This window comes from Colwellia sp. BRX8-7, from assembly GCF_014077275.1.
Lineage (GTDB): Bacteria > Pseudomonadota > Gammaproteobacteria > Enterobacterales > Alteromonadaceae > Colwellia_A.
This window is the reverse complement of record NZ_JACGVP010000019.1, coordinates 1-23,030: the sequence shown is the minus strand read 5'-3', so window position 1 is coordinate 23,030 and position 23,030 is coordinate 1. Positions and strand designations below refer to the sequence as shown.

The 23,030-nt window shown below is 37.9% G+C and carries 15 protein-coding genes; 5 read left to right on the top strand and 10 right to left on the bottom strand.

Features of this window, described 5'->3' with window-relative positions:
* Positions 1-34 precede the first annotated feature (34 nt).
* The 5 genes from H4J57_RS16615 to H4J57_RS16595 all read left to right on the top strand — a co-directional run bounded on the left by H4J57_RS16615 (position 35) and on the right by H4J57_RS16595 (position 7,945).
* On the top strand, positions 35-3,301 hold the full coding sequence (locus H4J57_RS16615; RefSeq protein ID WP_259366882.1) for an LruC domain-containing protein: 3,267 nt from the start codon (positions 35-37) through the stop codon (positions 3,299-3,301).
* A gap of 11 nt (positions 3,302-3,312) precedes the next feature.
* A complete protein-coding gene (locus H4J57_RS16610; RefSeq protein ID WP_182243647.1) occupies positions 3,313-3,840 on the top strand; it encodes a hypothetical protein in 528 nt (175 codons plus the stop codon).
* Between the two features lie 218 nt (positions 3,841-4,058).
* A complete protein-coding gene (locus tag H4J57_RS16605; protein WP_182173540.1) occupies positions 4,059-4,307 on the top strand; it encodes a DUF3297 family protein in 249 nt (82 codons plus the stop codon).
* A 256-nt stretch (positions 4,308-4,563) separates the two neighbouring features.
* Positions 4,564-5,712: an ATP-grasp domain-containing protein gene (locus tag H4J57_RS16600; RefSeq protein WP_182243646.1), complete on the top strand. Its 1,149-nt coding sequence runs from the start codon at positions 4,564-4,566 to the stop codon at positions 5,710-5,712.
* 118 nt (positions 5,713-5,830) lie between these two features.
* Entirely contained in the window at positions 5,831-7,945 is a 2,115-nt protein-coding gene (locus H4J57_RS16595) for a S9 family peptidase (RefSeq protein WP_182243645.1), read from the top strand.
* A gap of 129 nt (positions 7,946-8,074) precedes the next feature.
* On the opposite strand, the gene trxC is transcribed toward H4J57_RS16595, so the two are convergent.
* From trxC to H4J57_RS16545, 10 genes are all read right to left on the bottom strand, one after another.
* Positions 8,075-8,497 carry a thioredoxin TrxC gene (gene trxC / locus H4J57_RS16590; RefSeq protein ID WP_220470324.1) on the bottom strand — a complete coding sequence of 141 codons (423 nt, stop codon included), beginning with the start codon at positions 8,495-8,497 and terminating at the stop codon, positions 8,075-8,077.
* Positions 8,498-8,775: 278 nt separating this feature from the next.
* Positions 8,776-11,172 carry an RND family transporter gene (locus tag H4J57_RS16585; protein WP_182243644.1) on the bottom strand — a complete coding sequence of 799 codons (2,397 nt, stop codon included), beginning with the start codon at positions 11,170-11,172 and terminating at the stop codon, positions 8,776-8,778.
* A 40-nt stretch (positions 11,173-11,212) separates the two neighbouring features.
* Positions 11,213-12,076 carry a VacJ family lipoprotein gene (locus H4J57_RS16580; protein ID WP_182243643.1) on the bottom strand — a complete coding sequence of 288 codons (864 nt, stop codon included), beginning with the start codon at positions 12,074-12,076 and terminating at the stop codon, positions 11,213-11,215.
* A 436-nt stretch (positions 12,077-12,512) separates the two neighbouring features.
* The gene (locus H4J57_RS16575; RefSeq protein WP_182243642.1) at positions 12,513-14,444 is read right to left on the bottom strand and encodes an EAL domain-containing protein; all 1,932 of its coding nucleotides are present in this window, start codon (positions 14,442-14,444) and stop codon (positions 12,513-12,515) included.
* Positions 14,445-14,448: 4 nt separating this feature from the next.
* Positions 14,449-15,108: a transglutaminase-like cysteine peptidase gene (locus tag H4J57_RS16570; protein WP_259366455.1), complete on the bottom strand. Its 660-nt coding sequence runs from the start codon at positions 15,106-15,108 to the stop codon at positions 14,449-14,451.
* A 63-nt stretch (positions 15,109-15,171) separates the two neighbouring features.
* Complete coding sequence (locus H4J57_RS16565) at positions 15,172-15,810, bottom strand: OmpA family protein (RefSeq protein ID WP_182222906.1); 639 nt, start codon at positions 15,808-15,810, stop codon at positions 15,172-15,174.
* Entirely contained in the window at positions 15,803-17,197 is a 1,395-nt protein-coding gene (locus tag H4J57_RS16560) for a TolC family outer membrane protein (RefSeq protein ID WP_182222905.1), read from the bottom strand. Before H4J57_RS16560 ends, H4J57_RS16565 begins: the two co-directional genes overlap by 8 nt.
* A gap of 57 nt (positions 17,198-17,254) precedes the next feature.
* Positions 17,255-18,628 (bottom strand): HlyD family type I secretion periplasmic adaptor subunit, encoded by a 1,374-nt coding sequence (locus H4J57_RS16555; protein WP_182173561.1) that lies wholly within the window; start codon positions 18,626-18,628, stop codon positions 17,255-17,257.
* Positions 18,625-20,799, bottom strand: a complete 2,175-nt coding sequence (locus H4J57_RS16550) for a type I secretion system permease/ATPase (protein WP_182218377.1) — start codon at positions 20,797-20,799, stop codon at positions 18,625-18,627. Before H4J57_RS16550 ends, H4J57_RS16555 begins: the two co-directional genes overlap by 4 nt.
* A 110-nt stretch (positions 20,800-20,909) precedes the next feature.
* On the bottom strand, positions 20,910-23,030 hold a 2,121-nt coding region (locus tag H4J57_RS16545; RefSeq protein ID WP_182243641.1), incomplete at its 5' end, for a tandem-95 repeat protein.

The following is a 23,030-nucleotide window of genomic DNA, read 5'->3' as shown; positions in this document are numbered from 1 at the left end:
AAATAAGATTTTACATACAATTGAGGGCAATAAGATGAAAAGGAATAATGCTTATATTTGGGATCACAATTTGGCTAATATTGATGTTAACGCATTAATAAGTAATATTATGGGTAATGGCGCCATACATTATAGACGCGCAGCAAAACAAGCGAGTTTGGTCATATCCACTTGTCTGTTTTTTGCCCTATCTACTGCACAGGCTAGTAATGGACCTTTATTAGATTCAGCGCTAAATAACCAATCACTTTATGCCAGCGGTTATATAACGATGGGTGCACGCACAACCGTTGGTGGCAATGCTCAAAGTGCTACCGCAATTACGCTCGCCGCCGATGCGGTGGTAGGGGGTAATACAGAAGCCGGAACTGCGGTAACCCTTGGCGCTGATGCAACTGTTGTTGGCTATATTGAAGCGGGATCTACTGTAACCTTAGGTGTGGCTGCAATTATTGAAGGTTCTATTTTGGCTGGAACCACCGCTACCGTCGGTGCTGACGCCGTTGTTAATGGTGAACTTGTCGCTGGAACCACCGTAACGATTGATGCAACGGTGGAAGTTGTGGGTGATGTTTTAGCTGGAACGACAGTAACAATTGGTGCGGGTTCAATTTTTCATGGTGATGTTGATGCCGGAACCACCACAACCATCGGTGCTGGTGTTCAAATTGATGGGATCCTTACCGCCAATTCTTTGCTGGTACCTCCTTCTCCCCCCTTAGTAACCAATCAAGAAGCTTTACTTACATCGATACAAACAACGTTGAAAGCTCTGGGCACAGGCACAGAGCTTGTTTCTATTACGTTTGGGACCAACAATGAAACGCTCGAAGCAGGCATTTATAGTACGATAGATTATCTAACCATCACTGGGGGAAAAACCCTCACACTTGATGGTAAAGGTGTCGATGGCACATGGATTTTTAATATTGCTAACTACTTAAGTTTTGCGATTGATGCAAAAGTAATATTGTTAAATGTAACCGACAACAGCACCGTTATCTGGAATGTCCTAGGCGACAAAACTGGCTCGGCGGGTTATACCCAACTAGGTGCAGGCGCTGAAACCACAGGCTTCATTTTTGCTAAAGGCTTCGTCCAGACCGGCGCTAATGCTGTGATAGAGGGCATAGGTAATGATTGTGGGGGGGCTTATTCTGCGACAAATTTTATCGAATTTGGCGCAGATAGCGTAATCGGACAGCCGGGTTGTACTAACGGTATGACCTTGTCAGTAAGCGAAGCTATCGTTGGAAAACCTTTTGCGACTTGTCCCGCCGAGGCTTTTTTAATACAAGATACCTTGGCGACGTTATATAGTGTTCAATTGGCCACAGGACAATACCTGCAACTATCAAATACCATGGGAACAACTAATGAGCTTAATGCCATGGGCTTTAATACTCACGATCAATTCATTTATGCCTGGAGCAATGAATTCGAACAACCTGTTCGTATTAATAGTGACTATCAAGTTACCTCATTGACTACATCAGGATTACCAGATGTATCATTTGATGTCGGTGATATTGCCATTGATAGCAATATCTATTACATCTATAAACCGGGTGCTTCTTACGGTTTATATGCTATCTCCTTAGATTCATCAGATGCTAACTATCTGATAGCTCAACTGATTATAGATGGCAGTAGCTTGGATCTGGATATTTTTGATATGGCCTTTCATCCATCTGATGGCTTTGCATACAGTGTCGATAGCCAAGGGGACCTATATCGTATTGATGTTAATAATGGCAGTTCTACATTAATTAATAATATTGGTGAAACAGGAATATTTGGTGCTGTTTATTTTGATGTTGATGGAAACCTTTATATTAGCCGTAACAACGATGGTAAAATATTTAAAATAAATACTAATGAAGCCAATCCAGTCGCCGATTTATTTTCTTATGGCCCAAGCTCAAGCAATAACGATGGGGCACGTTGTGCATTAGCCCCTGTTATTGCGACAGATGCCGCAACAATAGATTTCGGTGATGCTCCAGCCTCATATGGTAGTCTCGCTGTAGATAATGGTGCTCGCCATAGTACCGAAAATAATGCTATTTTTATGGGTACTAGCGTTGATGCCGAATTTGATAGCTATCAATTTCCACTAAGTGATGATGAAACAGACGGTAATAATGATGATGATGGTGTTGCTTTTGTCACAGGTATTGAAGTCGGTAATTCAGCAGTACTGCAGCTGTTAGCTTCCTCGTCAGCTTTTGTTAATGCATGGATAGATTTTGACGGCAATGGTGTTTTTGGCTCTGACGAAAAAATTCTTGATGCTAAACCAGTAGTGTCAGGTAATAACACGATCTCTTACAACGTGCCTGAATGGGCGGATCCGGGTAGTACCTGGGCTCGTTTTAGGATCAGTAGCCTTAGCGAGATAGGTCCAACTGGCGGTGTAAATGATGGTGAAGTTGAAGATTATATTGTGGATATAACAGAAGCTAACGTTAGCATAGAGTATTACCCAAGTGCTTCTGGCTGGGCTACTATTGCCTTTGAAGATAATTGGCCAATAGTAGGCGATTATGACTTCAATGACTTAGTGATGAACTATCGTATTAGTGAATATATACTTGATGGTGAAGTTATTCGAGTGAAACTTGAAGGACAAATTGCCGCTGTTGGCGGGTCTTATCACAACGGATTTGCTTTTCAATTGCCTGGTATTAGCAGAGAAAAAATTAACGAAGATGCTATCCGCTATACCATTAACAACGTGCCTCAGCTCAGCTCACCTTTAGAGCAGGGGCGTGATAAAGCCATCGCAATAATTACCAACGACATATGGGACTATGTAAGTGCGGGTGAAAACTGTAAGTATTACAGAAGTGAACCAGGTTGTGGTTCTAAAATTCAAATGCATTTTTCAATGACACTGCCAATGACTCATGCAATTCCTAGTGAAGAAATGCCTGCGTTCCCTTATGACCCATTTTTATTCGCTACTGAAAGCTATGAACATGGTTATGTATTCGGACAGGCTCCTGGTAGAGCATACGAAATACATTTGCCCAATAAAGCCCCTACCGAAGCTTTTAGAACAGACTTTTTTAACAGAGGTGAAGATAAGAGCGAACCTGATAATGAGCGTTACTTTGTTAATGAGAATGGTATGCCTTGGGCGATCAATGTCGGTACACAATGGCAATATCCTCTTGAATACATGGATGTAATTTACGCTTACCCCTTGTTTTCTAGCTTTATTATCAATGAAGGTCGTATTGATGATGACTGGTTTATAGAAAATAATGCCAATATAAATAATACATTTTTAGATTAAAGGAGTGACATATGAATAAGCTATATATTAGTGTTCTATTAAGTGCTTTATTAACAGCATGTGGCGGCGGTGGTTCGGCCGGAGAAACAGTATCAGTTACGCCACAACCGGTAGTAGAAGAACAGCCAGAGATTATTGTACCCGACCCAATTGTAACCCAACCTGTGGTAACTGAGTTTATCTTAGCAGAAACTAGTCCCCTAGAAGCAGGAGACGTGTTAGAAAGTAGTGCACAAACCAGTGGTGATATATTAGTACCTGATGGCTTTTCATTAAATAGTGAGCGTTCATTTAATTTAACAATAATCAGGTCTGATGATGATGATCAAGCTGCCTATTTATCACTGTGCAGTGATTATCAAGAAAATAGCGATGGGAGCTATAACATTAATTATAATAGCTGCTTACTAAGAACATCATTGAATGAAGCGGTTTTTGAAACTGTAATTACCGTCACTAATGATACCGAGGGTTTAGTTGCAGCATTATGGTTTCTCGATGGGAGTAGGAATCCAATCATCAAGGATTGGCGCTTCTAATAACGGTATTGCAACGATGAGTAGATTGACTTGGATAGCCTTTAGTTTTTCTACTCGATAACGGCTTTAAGTATTGAAGATTATCCCCCTTACCGGCGTTATAAACTTGAGGTTTATTTAGACTTTTAAACAAAGGCTAAAAATTTATCACAACAGCGCTTGAGCGCTATCTATATATTGCCTACAATAGCGCAATTTTTTTATCATAGGTCACAAACATGAACGATACTACATCGCTACCCGCTTTACCCGATCGCCTATCAGGTAATCCCCGAAGCCCACATCATGTAGAAGAAATTTTTCAACACGAGATAGGTATTCGACTTAATGGCAAAGAACGTTTCGATGTTGAAGAGTATTGCATCAGCGAAGGTTGGGTAAAAGTCACCATGAACAAAGCGTTAGACCGTCGTGGTCAGCCACTTTTAATGACGGCTAAAGGCACAGTTGAAGCGTTTTACCGTTAAGCCTTATCAATAAAAAATAATAAGCTAATATGCCTTCTCCAAGGCATATTAAATATGGGTCAGCAAAGCGTTATCTACCTCGCTGCCTGACCCTACTTAACAATACAACGACGATCCAAATTTCTAGACTGTTTGAAATTTTCATCTCCCCTCTTCTACTGCGCTAAATTATCTAAATATTCTTATATATTAATTTATATATATTCACTAGACTCAGCAGATAAATATGTGATTTAGAAATTATCAGAGGTACTGAGTGGCGAATGTATTAATCGTGGGTAGAAGAGGTCGATGTTATCGAGCCGCATTAAAGCTGGGCCATAACGTTTTTCTCTGGAGTGATGGTCCCCTTCACGAAAGTCGAAAAGAAAAATTGTCGGGCTGTATTGAAACATCATTTGAAAGCGCAGAAAAAATGCTTTTAAAAGCTGAAATAGCAGCAATTCGTGAATTTAATATTGAATATGTTATCGCAGCCACTGAATCAAGTGTCGATATTGCTGCTATGGTTCGTCAAGAATTCAAACTGACAGGCACGCCACTTAACATTACCCGTATCTTACATAATAAAAACGAGATGAAGCTCAAAGCTTTAGAGCACAACATTCCTATTACAAAATTCCATCTCATCAATGACAACGATACGCCACAAGAATTAGTTGATAAGTTAGGCCTGCCACTTGTTGTTAAACCTGTAGCCGAATCAGGTGCAAGAGGTGTTATGGTGCTAAAAAGCTTAGCGGAAGTAGCATTGCATTCAAAGCCCGGCCTACTGGCTGAAGCTTTTGTTGAAGGAAGTGAAGTTAGCGTAGAAACGTTGATCCATAATGGCGTGCCTATTTTTCATAATATAACCGACTATCTTCATCAATGGAAAAAATCAATATTACCGGCAAATTTAACCCTAGCATTGCAAGAAAAAATCATCGCGATAAATGATCAAGTCATCAAAGGATTTGGCGTTAAAAATGGTATGACTCATGCTGAATTCTATCTGACTAAAACGGGGCCAGTATTTGGCGAAATGGCCGTTCGCCCACCAGGTGGATACTATATGGAACTCATTCAATATGCCTATGGTTTCAACCCATGGAAAACCTATGTAGAGTTAGAAACTGGAGCGACTCCAACCCCGTTACCTGTCAAAGCTAATAAATTTGCTTGCGTACTCATGATCCATCCTGGTCCAGGAACTATTGATGAGATTTCCGGTATCGAGCAATGCAAAGCACTCAAAGAAATAGACCAATTTAAACTTAATATTGCAGCTGGAGATGAAGTTTACGCACACGACAGTACCAGCAGCGAGGTTGGTCATGTATTTATGTCAGGTGATTCACAAGAGATATTACTTGAGCAATTAAAGTTTATCGAAGATAACCTGATCATTAAGATAAAAACATAGCGAGCTCTGCATAGTCTCTTTACAAGCGTTCACTTAATCTAAAAAAGCTCGATAGACTTTTATCGCGCTTTTTCTTAAATTATTATCATTTCATTTATTATTTAACTAGGAGCACTTAGTGCCAACATCATCATTTATATCAGCGGCGTCAGACAAAAAAATTATAGCACCAATAGCTACAAAAATTCCTCATACGATGGAAAAACACAATCACCAACGCATCGATAATTATTATTGGATGCGTGATGACCTGCGCAGTGATGAAAAAGTTTTAGCACACCTTAATGATGAAAATAATTATGCTGATGCCATGTTGGCCAAGCAAAGACCTTTACAAGCATTACTTTTTAATGAACTTAAAGACAGGATTGTAAAGGACGATAATACCGTTCCAGCAAAAGATGGAAAATATTGGTATCACAGCGAAATTAATGGCGAGCAAGAGTTTTCCAACTACTACCGAGCAACAAGTTTTACAGGTGCAAATAAAACACTCTTATTAGATGTTAATGAGCGCGCACAAGATCATGAGTTTTATGATTTAGGGGACTTATCAATAAGTCAAAATGACCAAATCATGTCAATATCTGAAGATACCGACAGTCGTCGTATCTATACCATTCATTTTAAAGATTTAACTAAGACATCTGATGGGCCAGATGCTTATTTAGCCGATATTCTTGTTGAAACTGAAGGACAAGTTGTTTGGTCGAACGACAATAAAACCCTTTTCTATGTAAAGAAAGATTTAGAAACTTTGCTTGGCACACAAGTATATCGCCATACATTAGGAACACCACAAGCTGATGATGTGCTTGTTTATCAAGAAGACGACCACCGTTTTTATATCAGCTTAGATAAGAGCAGAGATGACTCTCAGCTTTATATTTGTTTACATGCCACTGAATCTACACATTATTTAGTACTCAGTGCCGATGAGCCCAATGGGCAGTTTACCGAATTATTACCTTATCAAGAACAACATGAATATCACGCCGATAAAATGGGTGAATTTTTTTATATTGTGACTAACTATCAAGCTAAAAACTTCAGGTTAATGAAAGCCACGGCTGCACTAATTGATGATATCAATAACTGGCAAGAAATTATTCCCCACAGAGAAAATGTACTGGTTGAAGGCATTGAATTATTTCACCGTTTCATTGTAATAACCGAAAGAGAAAATGGTCAAATTCGTTTTATCGTGCACACAACTCAGGGAGAAAATGCCGGTCATCACTATCCACTATCTTTTGATGACCCCTGTTATTTTGCTTGTCTTGACGAAAATCCGGAGCCAAACAGTACCATCGCAAGATTATATTATTCTAGCTTAACAACACCCGATTCTTTATTTGAATTTGACTTAGCAACAGGTGAGCGAAAGTTACTGAAACAGCAACAAGTCTTAGGTGGCTTTAACCAAGACGATTATCAAGCAGAACGTCTATTTATTAACGCTCGTGATGGTGCAGCAGTACCAGTGTCAATTGTTTATCGTCGCAATAGTTTTAAAAAAGATGGTACCAACCCACTTCTTCAATACGGTTACGGTGCTTATGGCTTAACCATAGATCCTGATTTTTCGAGTCAAACGTTAAGTTTACTTGATAGAGGATTTGTTTATGTTATTGCCCATGTTCGTGGCTCAGAAATGTTAGGCAGGCACTGGTATGAAACCGGAAAAAAAGCGCTTAAACAAAATACCTTTAATGACTTTATTGATGTTACTAAGGCATTAGTTGCCCAAGGATATGGCGCTAAAGATAAAATATTTGCTTCTGGCGGTAGCGCTGGCGGCTTATTAATGGGCGCTGTGGTCAATCAAGCACCGGAACTATACTTAGGCATTGGCGCTCATGTGCCCTTTTTAGATGTGTTAACAACGATGCTCGATGAAAGCATACCGCTAACCACCAATGAATATGACGAATGGGGTGATCCAAACGAAGCACAAGCCTACCAAGATATTTTATCTTATTCACCAATGGATAATATCACTGCTCAACACTACCCAAATATACTGGTGACCACCGGATTACATGACTCACAGGTTCAGTACTTTGAACCAATGAAGTGGGTAGCTAAAATGAGAGAGCTTAAAACAGATGATAATTTGTTGTTATTTAAGACAGATATGGACGCTGGCCATGGCGGTGCATCAGGACGATTTAAAAGTTTAAAAGAAAAAGCTTTAGAAATGAGCTTTTTTATCTCGCTATTAAACGAATAACGTTAACTGATAAAATCGTTTAACTTGTTACTCACAAGGATAATCTTTGTCTCTTGTGAGTAACCACAGCACCTATAAAGAATGTTCTTTACGACACTTATAATGTGTTTGTCATCGGTAAATTTTCAGTTAGCCATTGTCTGAACTGTGCTTTGGGTAAGGCGCCGGACATTCAGCAATTTCTCTGCCGTGATGAAATATCATTAAAGTAGGAATAGAACGGATATTATGCCCTCCTGCGGTATTTTGATTGCTTTCAGTGTCTAACTTCACAAAACAAGCTTGTGTAAACATATCGGCAGCAACCTGTTCAAAAGTGGGTGCAAATTGTTTACAAGGCCCGCACCACGGTGCCCAAAAGTCGACAACAACAGGTAAACCGTTGTCGGTAATATAACGGTTAAAGTTTTTATCGCTACCAACAACAGGGTTAATAGAAAGCACAGCTTTACCACACTTACCGCATAGAGGCTGGTCATTGAGCTTAGCCTTAGCTAGACGATTTTTCGTACCGCAACTTGCGCAAACTATTTGAATAGGTGAATCAGTCATAGTAAATCTCACTAAAAAGTATTTTAAAATTCGTTTAATATAAAAAGTAAATATGGGTCTGTACGGGCTTTAATTCAAGCATCTAAATTAAGACCGTTAATTGCAACCCCATATAACTAGTTACTTATTGAAATATATATCTATTTATAAAGAATAAAAACCGCCACAATTAAACTTTACCCTTATCAGTTTTCGCATTAGCCGATCAGCACTTAACGTGTGCTTTGATATTTAAATTTTTTAACTGATTCATTAGCTCGATTAATATCTTTAAAAGATTAGCTTTGTTTAAGGTTATTTTTAATTAAATATTTTTTCAATAATACCGGTAATGTTGTGATGTCGGTAACCAGAGCAACTATCATCGCCACACTGGTCAGTAAACCAAATAATATGCTTGGCACAAAATTAGAAAATATTAAGGTGCCAAAACCGATAACAATAACGGTAGTCGTATATATTAAGGCATAGCCAATCGATAAATTTGTCCGCTTAATCCAATCATCGCTATTTGCTTGGCCAAGTTCCATTTCTTCTATATAGCGGTGAATATAATGAATAGTATCGTCCATTGAAATTCCCATAGCTACGGCGGCTATAGTAATAGTCATTAAATCTAGCGGAATCGAAAATATCCCTAAGACGCCCATAATCACTACGGTAGTAATAAAATTAGGCACCAAAGCAATCCAGGCAACTTTGAACGATGAAAATATAATCATCAGTGTTATCGCCATCGCACCATAAACAATGAGTATCGTCAGCACTTGCGAATCGAGCAAGCGTGACAGTACATCTTGATAAAGGATGAACAAACCAGTTAATGTATACTGCTGCTCTTTAATGCCCATTGCAGATAATTCTTTATGAATATCTGCCAACAAATCGGCTCTATTTAGATCTTTAGTACTGTCTTGAACCCGCATAGAAATTCGTATTTGGTTATTTTTTTCTGAAAAGTAAGCGCCAAAAAGTTTCTGCTGTAACTCAATATCTAAACTTTTGTAGAGTGCGGTAAGTTCATATTCTGTCAGGGGTTTACCATAGACAACTTGAGCAATTTTAGTGAAGTCAGCAATTGAGGTAATCGCACCAATGGCTTGCTCTTTTGCTAACATATTTTGAATATCTGTTACCGTCTGCACTGCACTGGCTGAGATAACTAATCCTGATTTTATTTGCTCATTTGGAATATTCAATAACAGGTCAAATGGCGTCGATCCACCAAACTCTTGATCGATAAAGGTCAGCTCTTTTCGAACATTGGTTGATTCACTAAAGTAATTTAAAAAACTATTCTCTGCCGTTAACTTTAGGCAACCCAAGGCACCAACAAGGGTGATCAAAGTAGATATAATAATAATCTTTTTTGGCTGATTTATAACAAAAGTTGCTGCGCCTTTCATTCCCCTTTCAATCTGATGATGCTGCTTAACAAAACCTTGTTTATTAAAAATGACTAAGAGTAATGCGGGGAAAAAAGCCAAGCTAACAATGAAGCTGACCAGCATAGCAACAACCATCATCCAACCGAAACTTATAACCGGCTGAACACCACTAAATATAAGCGAACCAAAACCAATAGAGGTCGTTAAACCTGCATAAAAGCAGGGTTTTATTTTTTGTTTAATGGTTGCCAGTACAAGTGTTTGATGATCCCAGTCGATGTGTTTTAACACCAACTCTTGGTAATGTACAATAAGGTGAATTATCATCGCTAAAGACAAAATAATTTGCAGGGCAAATACATTCGCTGAAATAACAGTAACTTTAAAATCCAGTGCCGCGAGTAAACCTATCGTCATAACAACACTTGTTGCACAGCAAACTATGGGTAAAACTACCCAACTTACTTGTCTAAACAAAAACCACAACAACACAATAACCACCAGAATAATTAAAGCACCAAAAAGAACTAAATCATTCTGGATAATTTGAATTAACTCATATGACAATAAATTATTACCGCCTAAATAAAAGGCCCCGTCTTTTTTATAGGGCAATAGAAGCGCGCGAATATTTTCAATTTCATCAATACGAGTTTGCTCGAGTTGCTTATTAAGTTTCTGCTGTTGTTGCTTTAACGCTTCAAGTGCATCTTGTTCTTTATCGGTGAGTTCTCGGGTTAATAAGTGACGTTTAATGTCAATAATATCGTCATTTACCTGTTCAACTTTTTTATTTGTCTTAAAAACCACTTGCAACGACAATGCCGTTTGATCTTTGTTAATAAGCAAGCCCTCATACAAAGGGTGTTTTTTTAAACTTAGCGAGAACGTTTGCTCATCAAACTTTCTATTTTCCCAAGTTAACTCTTCAACATCCGCAGAGACTGTTTTAGCAGAAGAAAAAATAGGCACATTAACAATACTATTGACCTGTTTAACACGAGATACTTTCTCTATTTTTCTGCCAAGCTCAGATAAGATATCAAGATTAATTGTCGAAAATAACTGTCTGTTACTAGGTTTAAATGCAATCAGTATAAATTCTTCAGAGCCATAACGTTGATTGGCTAGCTGGGTTAGAATGTAATGTTTATTGTTATCGACTAACAAAGTATCTGCAGATGCATCAATCTCAAAGTTTTTCGCTTGCCAGGCTAATGTAGCCGTGAGTATGCAAAAAATAATACAGCTGGTATAAGCCCAAAAGGTTGCACTCGCTTTAAACATATTTATTCCACTTTTGGGTTAGAAGTACTAACAAAAGGCGTTATTGTTGCTTTTGCTTTTCGGTTTTAAAAACTTCATTACGACGTGCTTGACCATCACGTTGGATACTTTGCATATATAAATTACGTGTAAACTCATAAGGGTTTTCAACATCAGTTAATACCTGGGGATACTTAGCTAAAATAGGCGTTTGTGCTTGAATACCATCAACCAATAATAATTGTTGAGCTGCCCTCTTATCATTAATAAAATTAAGAGGATGTGCTAGGTAGTTGAACGATAATGATGCCGTATCACGTAAGTCTGAAGGCCCAAGTAAAGGTAAAACAAGATAAACACCATGTCCGACGCCATAAGAAGCAAGAGTTTCTCCGAAAGTTGTTTTATCACGTTCCAGTTCCATCATGCTGTTGGCTGGGTCAAATAAACCAAACAAACCTATGGTACTATTTACCAACACTCGAGCAAGACTGTTACCCGATTTAGAGAGCTCTCCTTGAAATAAATGATTTAACGCGTAAAGCGGTTCACGTAAATTGTAAAAAAAGTTTCGAATACTTTGATCAACAGGCAAAGGAACAACTTTTTGATAACCTACTGCGAAGGGGCTAAGTACGTAGCGATATACTTTATCATTAAATTTAAAAATGGGCTCATTGATAAATCTTAATGAATCTTCTGGCTCTTCATAGCTGATGACGCTCGGGATATTTTCTTCAGCCGCTATTTCATAGGGGCCTTTCAGCGGGGATTCACTTATTATAGCTTTTTCAACAATGGCCTCATCGTTTAAAGATGAGCACCCTACTACCTGTGTCAAAAATAATAAGAATAAAGTACTTTGTGCTAGGTTTTTAATAAACCTCGATAAATTAAATTTTTTAGTATTATTGATACTTGTCATTCTAAATCCCTGGAATTTGAACAAACTATGAATAACTCATAGTGTTAAATATGACATACCTCTAATGACTTGTGGTTGTTTATTTTAAGATAAATCGTTTATTTAACACATCACTAATCACTTGCTTTTTTGTACCTTAGTCCAAGGTTCTGTACAAAAAAGCAATAATGTTGTTTGCTTGCGCTAACAATTGACTAATCCTTTTGTTATTAATTGTTCTTTTGTAATGGATTAAATTAAGAAGCGTAACGTTTTCATATTTTACTGGCGTTGCTATATATGGGTAAATATTTGATAAAAATTTTCTCCACTTATAGCATTCCTTAAAGAGACAAAAGATGAATATTGTCTCTTTCATAAAATAGTGCCTAAAAAACACTTAATCTAGATAGGAGAGCTAAATTATTAAGCCATTAAAACTTTAATACCCATAAATTTAACTGAGATTAATATCAACGTCTTCAACTGGAGAAATATAGCCTTGATAACCCTCTGCTTTTAATGAATTAAAATCTGCTAATTGCGCTTGGTCTTCAATTCCGGTAATAATAACCGAGATATTCAGTCCTTTCGCCACATTGACTAGCGCACGGCAAAGTTCTTTATTGTGATTTAACTTCTCATAATAAGCGAAAGATAAGTCTAATTTTATATAATTAGGTAAGAGTTTTTGTAAATATTCTAAAGAGCCAATTTGACGACCACACTGGTCAATACCTATCTTAGCACCCGCTGCTCTTACAATTTCTGCTAGCTGATAACATTGCTCAAACGAGGTTATGGCTGCTGATTCGGGTATTTCAAAAGAAATACGTTCGGCATAGGCGGATTGCTTAAGGTATTGCGCTAACCAATGAATAAATTGTGGATCTTTTAAACTATCATGCGTTAAATTAATCGCGATGCCCTCATCTGCAAGGGCCAAAATATTCTGCTGTTCGATTGACTGCAATAAACATCTGTCTAGCTGAGCACCTAACGATAACAACTCTATAAATGGCATAAACTCAGATGCGGTGACAATTTGTTTGTCTATGTATAAACGACAATATATTTCGCGCTGAATAACTTGTTGAGTCGTCATAGCTAAAATTGGCTGCCATTGAAAACTAAAATGGTTGTTATTAATAGAATCAACCAATTTACTGCGCCATTGTTCACGGCTATATTTTTGTGGTTGATCCGCATCTATCCAATGACTTATTTTATGCTCGCGTTGTGCTTGTTGTAGTGCATTATCAGATTGAGATAACAAGTCAGCCGAATTCATGTTATCAATGCGTTGACTAACACCTAAGGCAAAACGAGTATTAGGTGTGCAACCTGCTTTTGCTATCTCTTGATTAATGATCCTAATTAATGACTGCAAGTAGACTTTTATGACGCTTTTTTCTGCTTTAGTGATCAAAAATGCAAATTCGGTGTTGGCAATTCGTGCAATAATACATTCGCTGATTTCTGGCAACTCGGCTTGCATTCGTTTTGACACAACCTTAATAATTTCATCTCGGCCTTGATAGCCATACTTACTATGAACATCTTCAAGCCAATCAAACTTAGCTAAAATAAGTCCGCCAAATCCAGGCTCATTTAACCAATTATTGATTTGTGCAGACAAATATTGTCGATTAGGCAATTGAGAAACCTGATCGATAAATTTATCTTCTTTTAATTCATTAACCTCTTCATCCAAGGTCGAAAATATTTGTTTTAACTGTCCTGACATCGAATTAATCGCGCCAACGACATCTTGTAACTCTATAGTTTTCGGTAACTCAAGGTCTTGACCAAACTTACGTTGTGAAATGTTTTTCGCGTGTATAGCTACATTATGTAATGGTTTTAAAATTCGATTCAATTTGAACCTTAAAACAATAATAGAAAGAATAAAAAGCAAAGATAAAATCATCAAAGTGTCATTCATCACCCGCCATAACTCTTGATAACCTAACGCGGGGTGACCTTCAATTTCAATTGTTGCTAGTTGCAACCAACCTGAGGTAATTAAACTTTCTTTTTTTTGTATGGCAAATAAATCTAGATTTATAAACCATTGTGGAACCCCTTCAATAACAATTGGATTTTCCCAAATTTGCTCTTTGCCATCAACCAGCCATTTAAGCGTCACCTTGCGATAGAAGCCGCCTTCAAAAATGACATTAACCAAGGTTTCTGCTGTGGCTACATCTCCAGTTTCAATATGAGGCCTCAACATTAAACCTAACGAAGTTATAGTGTTGTTTAAATCAGAATCCATCTGCTGATTCATAAAGTCGCGGGTTTGTGTAAATTGAAAATAAACTAAACTGGTCATAACTAGTAAAAAAAGTGCGAACAGTAATGAGTTTATTTCTCTAAATAGGGTCATGGTCTTAAAACTCCATTTTAATTTTGGGTTGTTTAAGTTTTGAAGTAGTTATACGCTGTCTTAAGTCTCGCCAAAGTTTAAGCTTTGATGATTTTCCACTAAGAATTCCTTGCCCCTTTGCTTTGTTCAACCATAATTGACTGGCATTAAAACTATATATAGGGATCAGATCGTTGCGCTGATTTGCGGGTTTTATAACACCGTCTAGATTATCTAAAATTAATGGTACGGCACTAGGCGTTTCGTAGTAAGCGAGTACCATATGGTATTGATTAAGATTGACGGCTTTTACCATAGTGATCCTCATTTTTTCATCCGCAATACCCATTTCTAATAAGGTAAAATATTTAGCAATTGAATAGTCTTCGCAATCGCCACCATTAACACCGATAAATTCGATAGGTGTCGCCCAATAATTGCTCACCCCCCAAAGTTTACTATCATCAATAAACCTAAACATATTAAAGAATTGATTAACTTCTTGTAATGTTTCTAAGGGTGAATGTTGAACTTTTGGTTGCATTAATTTAAACCAGGCTTTGCCTCTTTTACCTGCTCTTTCTCCATAACTTTTTTCTAATGATGAGACAATTTCTTTTTCATTAAGGGGCTGTGTAGATTGAGCAAATATAGCCGCTAAACATATTGTGGTGATGAGAAGCATTTGGATGGGCTTGATGACCATCCATTTAAAAAAAGAACTTCTTCTAATGCTACTCATTAATAATTAATTAGCTTGGTTCACTGTATAAATGGTCCATTTGAGATCATCAATTTTTTCTATATGAGATATCTCGGCCATTATACGACGATTTTCAGCATGCGCTTGTTCAGTATCTGCTAAGTTTTCTAAGCGTTCAAAGCCATAACCAATTGAAGAGATACGCTCTTCATTAATTTTAAAATCATTGATTAGTACCAAAGCAACCGCTTTAGCGCGATTATTTGACAGCACTTGATTTAATTTTGCCACGCCAACTTTACTGCTATGCCCTTCAATCACTACATTGATTTGCGGATTCATTTTAAGAAGTTCTGCTAACTTACTGATGTCTTCATTTGCTTGGTCTGACAGTTGATAAGAATTGTTAACAAATTTAACATCAATTTTAAAAGGCATTATTTTAGACGTTTGAGTACCACAACCATAATTGTCAATCGCAGCACCAATAGAAGTCCCATCACATTTTTCACGCGCTTTTACTACACCATCACTGTCATAATCAGTTAAATCATAAAGCTGCTGTACCGAGTCTTCTAATGTAACTACAGGAGTATCAGCACAAGCACTAATAAATAATACTGCAAAAGCGACCACTAAATATTTTGCCGTAACTTCTATTGGCTTAATTGATAACTTATTCATTGTAAGCTCCTTGTTCGTATTCGTGTTCACCTTTCCATTTTGATGATCTTGTTACTCTCAATGAATCAAGTAGCAGGCCTGTTGCATTTAACAAACGATACTGAGCGCTTAATTCATTAAAGTCTGCATCAAGGTAATCCTTACGAGCTTGAAACAATTCATTTTCGGTATCAAGCAGATCGAGAAGATTTCGCTGCCCAATATCGAACTGCTGTTTGTAGGCTGCCTGTGTATCTTTAGATGTAATAACATGTTGCTTTAGATATGTTTTTTGTAAAGCTAACATTTCAAAAGCATTCCACGAAAGACCAAAACTTTCAGTAACTTGACGGTGAGCGTTATAATTAATTTCCTGCGCTTCTGAAATTTTATAGGCTGCACTTCGTTCGGTAGCAATGTCTTTTCCACCCGAGTAAAAGTTGTAGCGTAAGCGCAGCATTGCTGTTGCATCATTTCGATGACCACCTACGTCAGCGCCAAATCGATTAATACCACTTTCACCACCAATATCATTGTCAGAATTTACACCGAGCTCTAAAGATAAGGTTGGGTAATACCTAGCGTTTATTGAGCTTTTAAATGAACGAGCCGCATTAATATCTTGCTGAGCAGCTTTAATTACCGGATGACGTTTTATTGCTAGAGTTAACCCCGTTGCTTTATTTTTAGGTAACATATCAGCATCAGGTACTGGTAGCACAAGGTTACTCGGTTGTGTATTCGTTAAACGAATAAATTGTGACCTAGCGTCAAGGTTATTATTACGCGCCGAAATCATGTTAGCTTGCGCGCGGGCTAGCCGCCCTGTAACTTGAGACAAGTCGGCAATATTACCCAGTCCTGAATCAGTACGTTCTTTTATTTGATCATAAATGACTTGGTGTGAGGCAATGTTTATTGCTGATAATTTAACAAGCTCATCTGTTTTTATAAAATTTAAATAGGCTTTAGCCACTTGTAAAGCAAGATCTTCCGCATTGGCAATTAATGTCCATTGCTCAGCGCTCGCTTCGAATTTAGTTCTATCTATTTCATTACTCGTGTACATGCCATCAAAAAGAATTTGTTTAATACTAACACCAAATTCACCACGGGCTAATTCAGTTTCACCGTCATCGCCGATGGTAGCATTTCGTCTATTTCCGGGAGTATCTGTATATTCATAACCATAACCAGCAGTTAAATCAATAGTTGGAAAATAGCCTGCTGAGGCACGATTAACATCTTCTTCTTTAGATTTAAATCGTGCAAATGTCTGACGAATATCAGGATGTGTATCAAGTGCGTTTGCAACGGCTGCCTCTAAACTTTGGGCATAGCTATTAGCGGAATATAATCCCGATAAGCCTAAACACCAAACCATAGTTACTTTATTTAATTTAAACATAATGTTATTTATAAATACTCCATATTCTTATTATTGTTAATTGCTAGTAGACAAGCCTTACCGTTCCCTTAGTGCAGCCTCATTCGCCCGTAATATGGGGTTTAAAATATATTCTAAAATTGTTCGTTTACCCGTAATAACATCAACATCTGTTAGCATACCTGGAATAATTGGCATTTCTTTGCCATTTTTATTCTTAATGCTTGAAGCATCTGTACGTACTCTAATAAGATAAAAACTGTTTCCCTCTTCATCCTGTGTTGTATCGGCACTTATGTGCTCTACTTTACCCGTTAACCCGCCATATCTTGTAAAGTCATAGGCAGTGATCTTAACAACAGCTGGCAATCCAGGATAAATAAACGCAATATCTCTGGGCTTAATTTTTGCTTCAACCATCAATTTATCTTCGGTGGGCACAATTTCAGCTATGGTTTCACCCGGCTTAACTACTCCACCTAAGGTATTAATGTGTATGGTTTTAATAGTACCAATAACCGGCGATAAAATTAATGCTTTCGTTACTTTATCTTGAGCACCAACCTGTGATTCATTAATTCGAGATAGTTTATTCTCTAATTCATTAAGCTCTGATCTCGCTTCTGTTCTATAAGCAAGTGCTGTTTCTCGACGATTTAAAATTGACTCTTGTATGGCAGACTTTAATTTTGGTGCTAACAAACGAACCGCACTTAATTCACCTTTAAGCTCATTCACGCTACGTTCTAACTTATAGAGTTCGATTTTTGAAACAATGTTTTTTTCTGCAAGCGGTCGTGTTAAGTCGAGTTCTTTACTGGCTATCTCATAACTTATTTTTAAGGTATTAATTTTCGAAACTAATTCAGCAACTTCTTGTTCCCTTTGTTGTATCTGCTGGGCTTGAATTGCTAATTGATTGATTAAATTGTCTATTCTTCCAGAATACTCTTCTTGTTGTCTTTCAACCATAAACTTAGCGTTTTGTTGTAAATCGTCTGGGTAAACGGGTACTTTTATATTTATTTCTATTTGTCGTTGCCAACTTTCGCTAACACCAATCAATATACTTGAAAGCTCGGCTCTAAGGCGAATGACATTCGCTCTTAGGCTACTCACCTCCTGTTTTTGTTCTGCAAAGTCAGATCTAAAGCGAGTATCATCAATACTTGCAATCGGCTGCCCTTTAATTACTTGCATACCTTCTTGAACAAAGAGTTTTTGTAATACACCACCATCTAAACTTTGTATAATTTGTACTTGAGTTGATGGTATTACCTTGCCCATTCCTGAAGTAACTTGTTGAAGTTCGGAAAAATATGACCAAATAAGAAAACAAAAAAGTAATCCAGCCATTGCCCATATAGTTAACCGATGTAAACTTGGCACTTCCGTTAGCATTGCACCATATACATCATCAGCCATTTCTAGGTCTTGCTGGCTAACCTTCATAAGTTCGCCTCTTGATTTAAATTTTCGCCTTTGAGTTGCGCTAATACTTTATCTTTTGGACCGTCAATAATCAATTTACCTTTATCTAAAACAAGAATGCGGTCAACCAATTTTAATAAATCCATTTTATGGGTAATTAATAACATAGTGCGATCTTTTGCCGTTGCATTGATTGCTTCAATAAACTTCTTTTCAGCACGAGCATCAAGACTCGCGGTTGGCTCATCTAACAGTAATATTTGAGGTGAATTTAATATCGCTCTGGCTAAAACAATTGACTGTCTCTGGCCACGTGATAATGCACTACCACTTTCCCCCACTTGTTGGTCAAGGCCTTGACTATTATGATCGGTAAAAGCACTGACACCAGACAATTGAACCGCTCTAATAAGTTGATACTCAGTAACTTGACGAGTACCAAAGAGGATATTGTCGCGGATGGTACCATGAAATAAGACAATATCTTGTGGTAAATAGCCAATGTTTTTTCGTAAGTCACTAGGGTGAATTTGCCGGTGATTTAAACCATCAAATTGAATGCTACCCTTGCTTGGCTGATAAAGACCTAATAGTAATTTAGCTAGCGTTGTTTTACCCGAACCATTATGGCCAACAATGGCGATTCTTTCTCCTTGATTAATTTTTACTGACATTGGCTGCAAAGAGTCACTTTCTGCATTAGGGTACTTAAAACTGATATTTTCAGCATTTATATTGCCGCTGAGTTTTGTTCGACTAACCAAATGAGCTTTGTCTTCAAATTCGCCTTCTTGCTCCATTAAAGTATCAAGTTGTTTCAAAGCACTTAAGGTTTGATTAGAGCGCGTCATTAGGCCAGCAAGCTTAGCAATAGGAGATATAGCACGACCGGTTAACATAACAGCCGCTATAATTCCCCCCATCGAGATTAAGTTTTCTGATACCCGATAGACACCTAACACTACAACGGCGACTACTGATATTTGTACAATAAAACTCGCAAAATTTAAGACCGAATTAGTGATCATTTTAGATTTAAGTAACCAGGTCGAGGTATGACCAACCATTTGCTGCCAAGCTCTTTGCACAACACCTTCTGCGCCATTAGCTTTAATAGATTCTAAAGCGCTTAAACACTCAATCAGATGTCCATGGCGTAAACCCGAAAACTTATTACTTTCTTCTATCGCTTTACGCAGTTTAGATTGATTTAATAATGTGTAGCCAATGATAAGTATTGAGGCAATAATTGGAAACATCACTAAGTCTCCTGCAACAAGCCAAATACAAAACATAAAAAGCACAGCAAAAGGTAAGTCAACTAAGGCACTTATTGTCGCAGAAGACAAAAACTCTCTAACACTGTCAAATTCACTCAGCTGCTTTGCCATTCCACCGACACTTGGCGAGCGTTTTTCAAGCGGTATACCAATCACTTTAGCAAATAATTTTGAAGAAACTTCAATATCAATTTTCTTGCCTGCAACATCAATTAGATAACCACGAAGTTGTTTTAAAATAAAATCAAAAATATAAGCGACACCGGCACCAATGGCGAGTACCCAAAGCGATTCAAAAGCGAGATTAGGTATGACTTTGTCATAAATGTTCATCACAAAAAGTGGTGATACCAGAGCAAAAACATTGATCATTACTGACGCAATAATTACATCTCGGTATATCGATGAAGTATTCTTAATTTTCTGCCATAACCAATGTTCTTTTGAACTATTAAGATGAACATCGAAATTTCTATCACCGCGATATTGCTGCTTTATTAAAAATAAATAGCCAACAAAACTCGATTCTAATTCCTCTATTGTTAACTGTTCTTCACCGCCAGTTTCAGGTAAAGAAACTGTTGCTATATTTTTTTCAATATCGAGTTCTTGTAATACTAAGGCTTTTTTATCTTTTAGCATCAAAATACAAGGTAACAACATTGAGGGTAATTCATTCAAGCCTTTACGCACTAATTTTGCACTTAACCCTGCGCGAGATGCTGCTTGAGGTAATAGCTCTGGTGTAAGATTAGCACCAGTAAGTGGTAAACCAGCCGCAAGCGCTTCAGGAGAGCACGGGTTACCATAATGCTCTGTTATAAGCACTAAACTGTCTAACAGAGGATCTGAACTTAACTTTTGTGAAGCGTTAATTGTCCATTGAGTTGACTGTTGCACTGTTGATTGCACCTAGTATGTTATCCCTTAAAAAAGCGAATAAGCTAATGATGTTGGAAAATACATCTCATCATTAGCTCATTGTACTTGTTATGTTTTGCTAATTAATTTACTCGACTTAATCATATCTGGTCTGAAGTGTCGAGTTCAATGGGCAATGGCACAATTTCTGATGACGCATCACTGTTCAATGTTACACCTTTATTTAAGAAATTATTGGTGATGATTGTTTCAGTATTTGAAAGCGCGTCGACCTGATCAATATTTTCTAAGGTCAAGTTTTCGTCTGCATAGATAACTGTAACTTCACTTTCTTGATCTGTATTTAAGTCACTTTGCGAAAATTCATCAAACATAAAAGTTTCACTCTGGCTTTGCACCAAAAGATCACTTAAATCATAATCAGTTGCAATATTTGAACCTTGATTGCCTAGACTTTGGCTGGTAGCAGATTCACTAAAAGACAAGTCGATAAGTTCGCCGTTAGATAAAGCAGAGCTCTCATCATTAGTATCGTTGGCGTTGTTAGCATCATTAGCATTTGTAAATGTTATGGTTAAGGTTGCATCATCTGTTTCAGCATTAACAGTATCACCATCTTGGACGGTGTAGACGATTTCAATCGATGAAGGGATGATACTAGCGTCCGTTCCAAATGGTAAGCTAAAACTATATTGCCCGGTATTATCCATAACAAAAACACCAAAACCGGTGTCTATTGTGTAGGAAGTGTTACTAGCATCAAATACGTATACTTGTCCGTCGTATACAAATTGAACTAAGGTTACAGTGCCGTCATCTGATGTATCCTGGTTATCACCGCTGCTTCCATCATTGATAATATTCCCACCGATACCATAACGGGTAGTAACCCCTCTTCTCTCGGTAAATACAACGTTATTATAATCATCAACCGCATCAGGCGCTGAGTCATTAATACTGATAGTTACCGTTGCTGTATCGGTATCGGTGCCATCACTTAAGCTGTATTCAAAACTTGGTGGAGTGGCGCCTAAAACATAGCCCTCACTATTTTGATAAGTAAAGTCGCCACTAGCATTAATACTTAAAATCCCCCCTTCGACATTAATAATAGCAAAGCCATCTGTTCCAAAGCTTAGTTCGACGCCATTAATATGAGTAATCACTAATGTTGAACCGTCACCACCATCAGTATCGATAACACCATCACCATCGTGATGAAGTATAATATTGCCTGAAACGCTTTCCCCTTCATCAATATTAAAGCCGTCATCTTCTGCAACCGGTGGATCGTTCACTGGTGTTACTGCGATTGTCACAGTACCGGTATCAACATCCGTACCATCACTTAAAGTATAATTAAAGCTTGGTGGTGCACCTACCAGATCGTTACCATTGTGGGTGTAAGTGAAACTGCCATCAGCCTTGATTAAGATAAAACCATCTTTGATATCTACACGGGCTTCACCCGTTAATGGATCAAAGACTAAATCAACGCCATTGACTTGAGTCACGCTCAGGCTAGCACCATCGCCGCCATCGTTATCACTCACGCCATCGCCGTCGTCATGGCTGATCACATTGCCACTGACGATTTCGCCTTCGTTAACACTAAAATTATCATCAGCCGCAACTGGTGGATCGTTCACCGGCGTGACCGCAATCGTTAAGGTCGACACATCGGTATCACCAGCACCATCAGTAACGGTGTAGCTGATCACTGGCACGGTACCGTTGAAATTGTCATTGGGTGTAAAAGTGTAGCTACCGTCTGCATTTAAGGTGAGCTCACCTTCCGTAAGAATAACGGTATCACCTGCATTATACGTATTACCGTTAACCATAAAGCTGGTGACAGTTAATGGTCCATCTGCTGTTTCTGCATTATCTAACACATTGCCTGTTGCTGTTGTGTCTTCAGCTGTTGTAACAGATTCATTGTCATCAGTAAGATCTGATAAAGGTGTTACTGAAATTGTTAAAGTAGAAATTTCTGTATCACCAGCACCATCAGTAACGGTGTAGCTGATCACAGGCACAGCACCATTGAAATTGTCATTTGGTGTGAAGGTATAGCTACCGTCTGCATTTAAGGTGAGTTGACCTTCAGTGAGAGTAACTGTATCACCTGCATTATACGTATTCCCATCAACAGTAAAACTAGTTACGGTTAACGGTCCATCTGCAGTTGCTGCATTATCAAGCACATTGCCTGTCGCGATTGTATCTTCTGCAACAGTGACGTTCTCATTATCATCGCT

Excerpts from the sequence above, each read along its gene's own strand:
- H4J57_RS16615 (WP_259366882.1), top strand. The coding sequence starts at position 35 with ATGAAAAGGAATAATGCTTATATTTGGGATCACAATTTGGCTAATATT.
- H4J57_RS16610 (WP_182243647.1), top strand. The coding sequence starts at position 3,313 with ATGAATAAGCTATATATTAGTGTTCTATTAAGTGCTTTATTAACAGCA.
- H4J57_RS16605 (WP_182173540.1), top strand. The coding sequence starts at position 4,059 with ATGAACGATACTACATCGCTACCCGCTTTACCCGATCGCCTATCAGGT.
- trxC (WP_220470324.1), bottom strand. The coding sequence starts at position 8,497 with ATGACTGATTCACCTATTCAAATAGTTTGCGCAAGTTGCGGTACGAAA.
- H4J57_RS16585 (WP_182243644.1), bottom strand. The coding sequence starts at position 11,172 with ATGTTTAAAGCGAGTGCAACCTTTTGGGCTTATACCAGCTGTATTATT.
- H4J57_RS16580 (WP_182243643.1), bottom strand. The coding sequence starts at position 12,076 with ATGACAAGTATCAATAATACTAAAAAATTTAATTTATCGAGGTTTATT.
- H4J57_RS16575 (WP_182243642.1), bottom strand. The coding sequence starts at position 14,444 with ATGACCCTATTTAGAGAAATAAACTCATTACTGTTCGCACTTTTTTTA.
- H4J57_RS16570 (WP_259366455.1), bottom strand. The coding sequence starts at position 15,108 with ATGCTTCTCATCACCACAATATGTTTAGCGGCTATATTTGCTCAATCT.
- H4J57_RS16565 (WP_182222906.1), bottom strand. The coding sequence starts at position 15,810 with ATGAATAAGTTATCAATTAAGCCAATAGAAGTTACGGCAAAATATTTA.
- H4J57_RS16560 (WP_182222905.1), bottom strand. The coding sequence starts at position 17,197 with ATGTTTAAATTAAATAAAGTAACTATGGTTTGGTGTTTAGGCTTATCG.
- H4J57_RS16555 (WP_182173561.1), bottom strand. The coding sequence starts at position 18,628 with ATGAAGGTTAGCCAGCAAGACCTAGAAATGGCTGATGATGTATATGGT.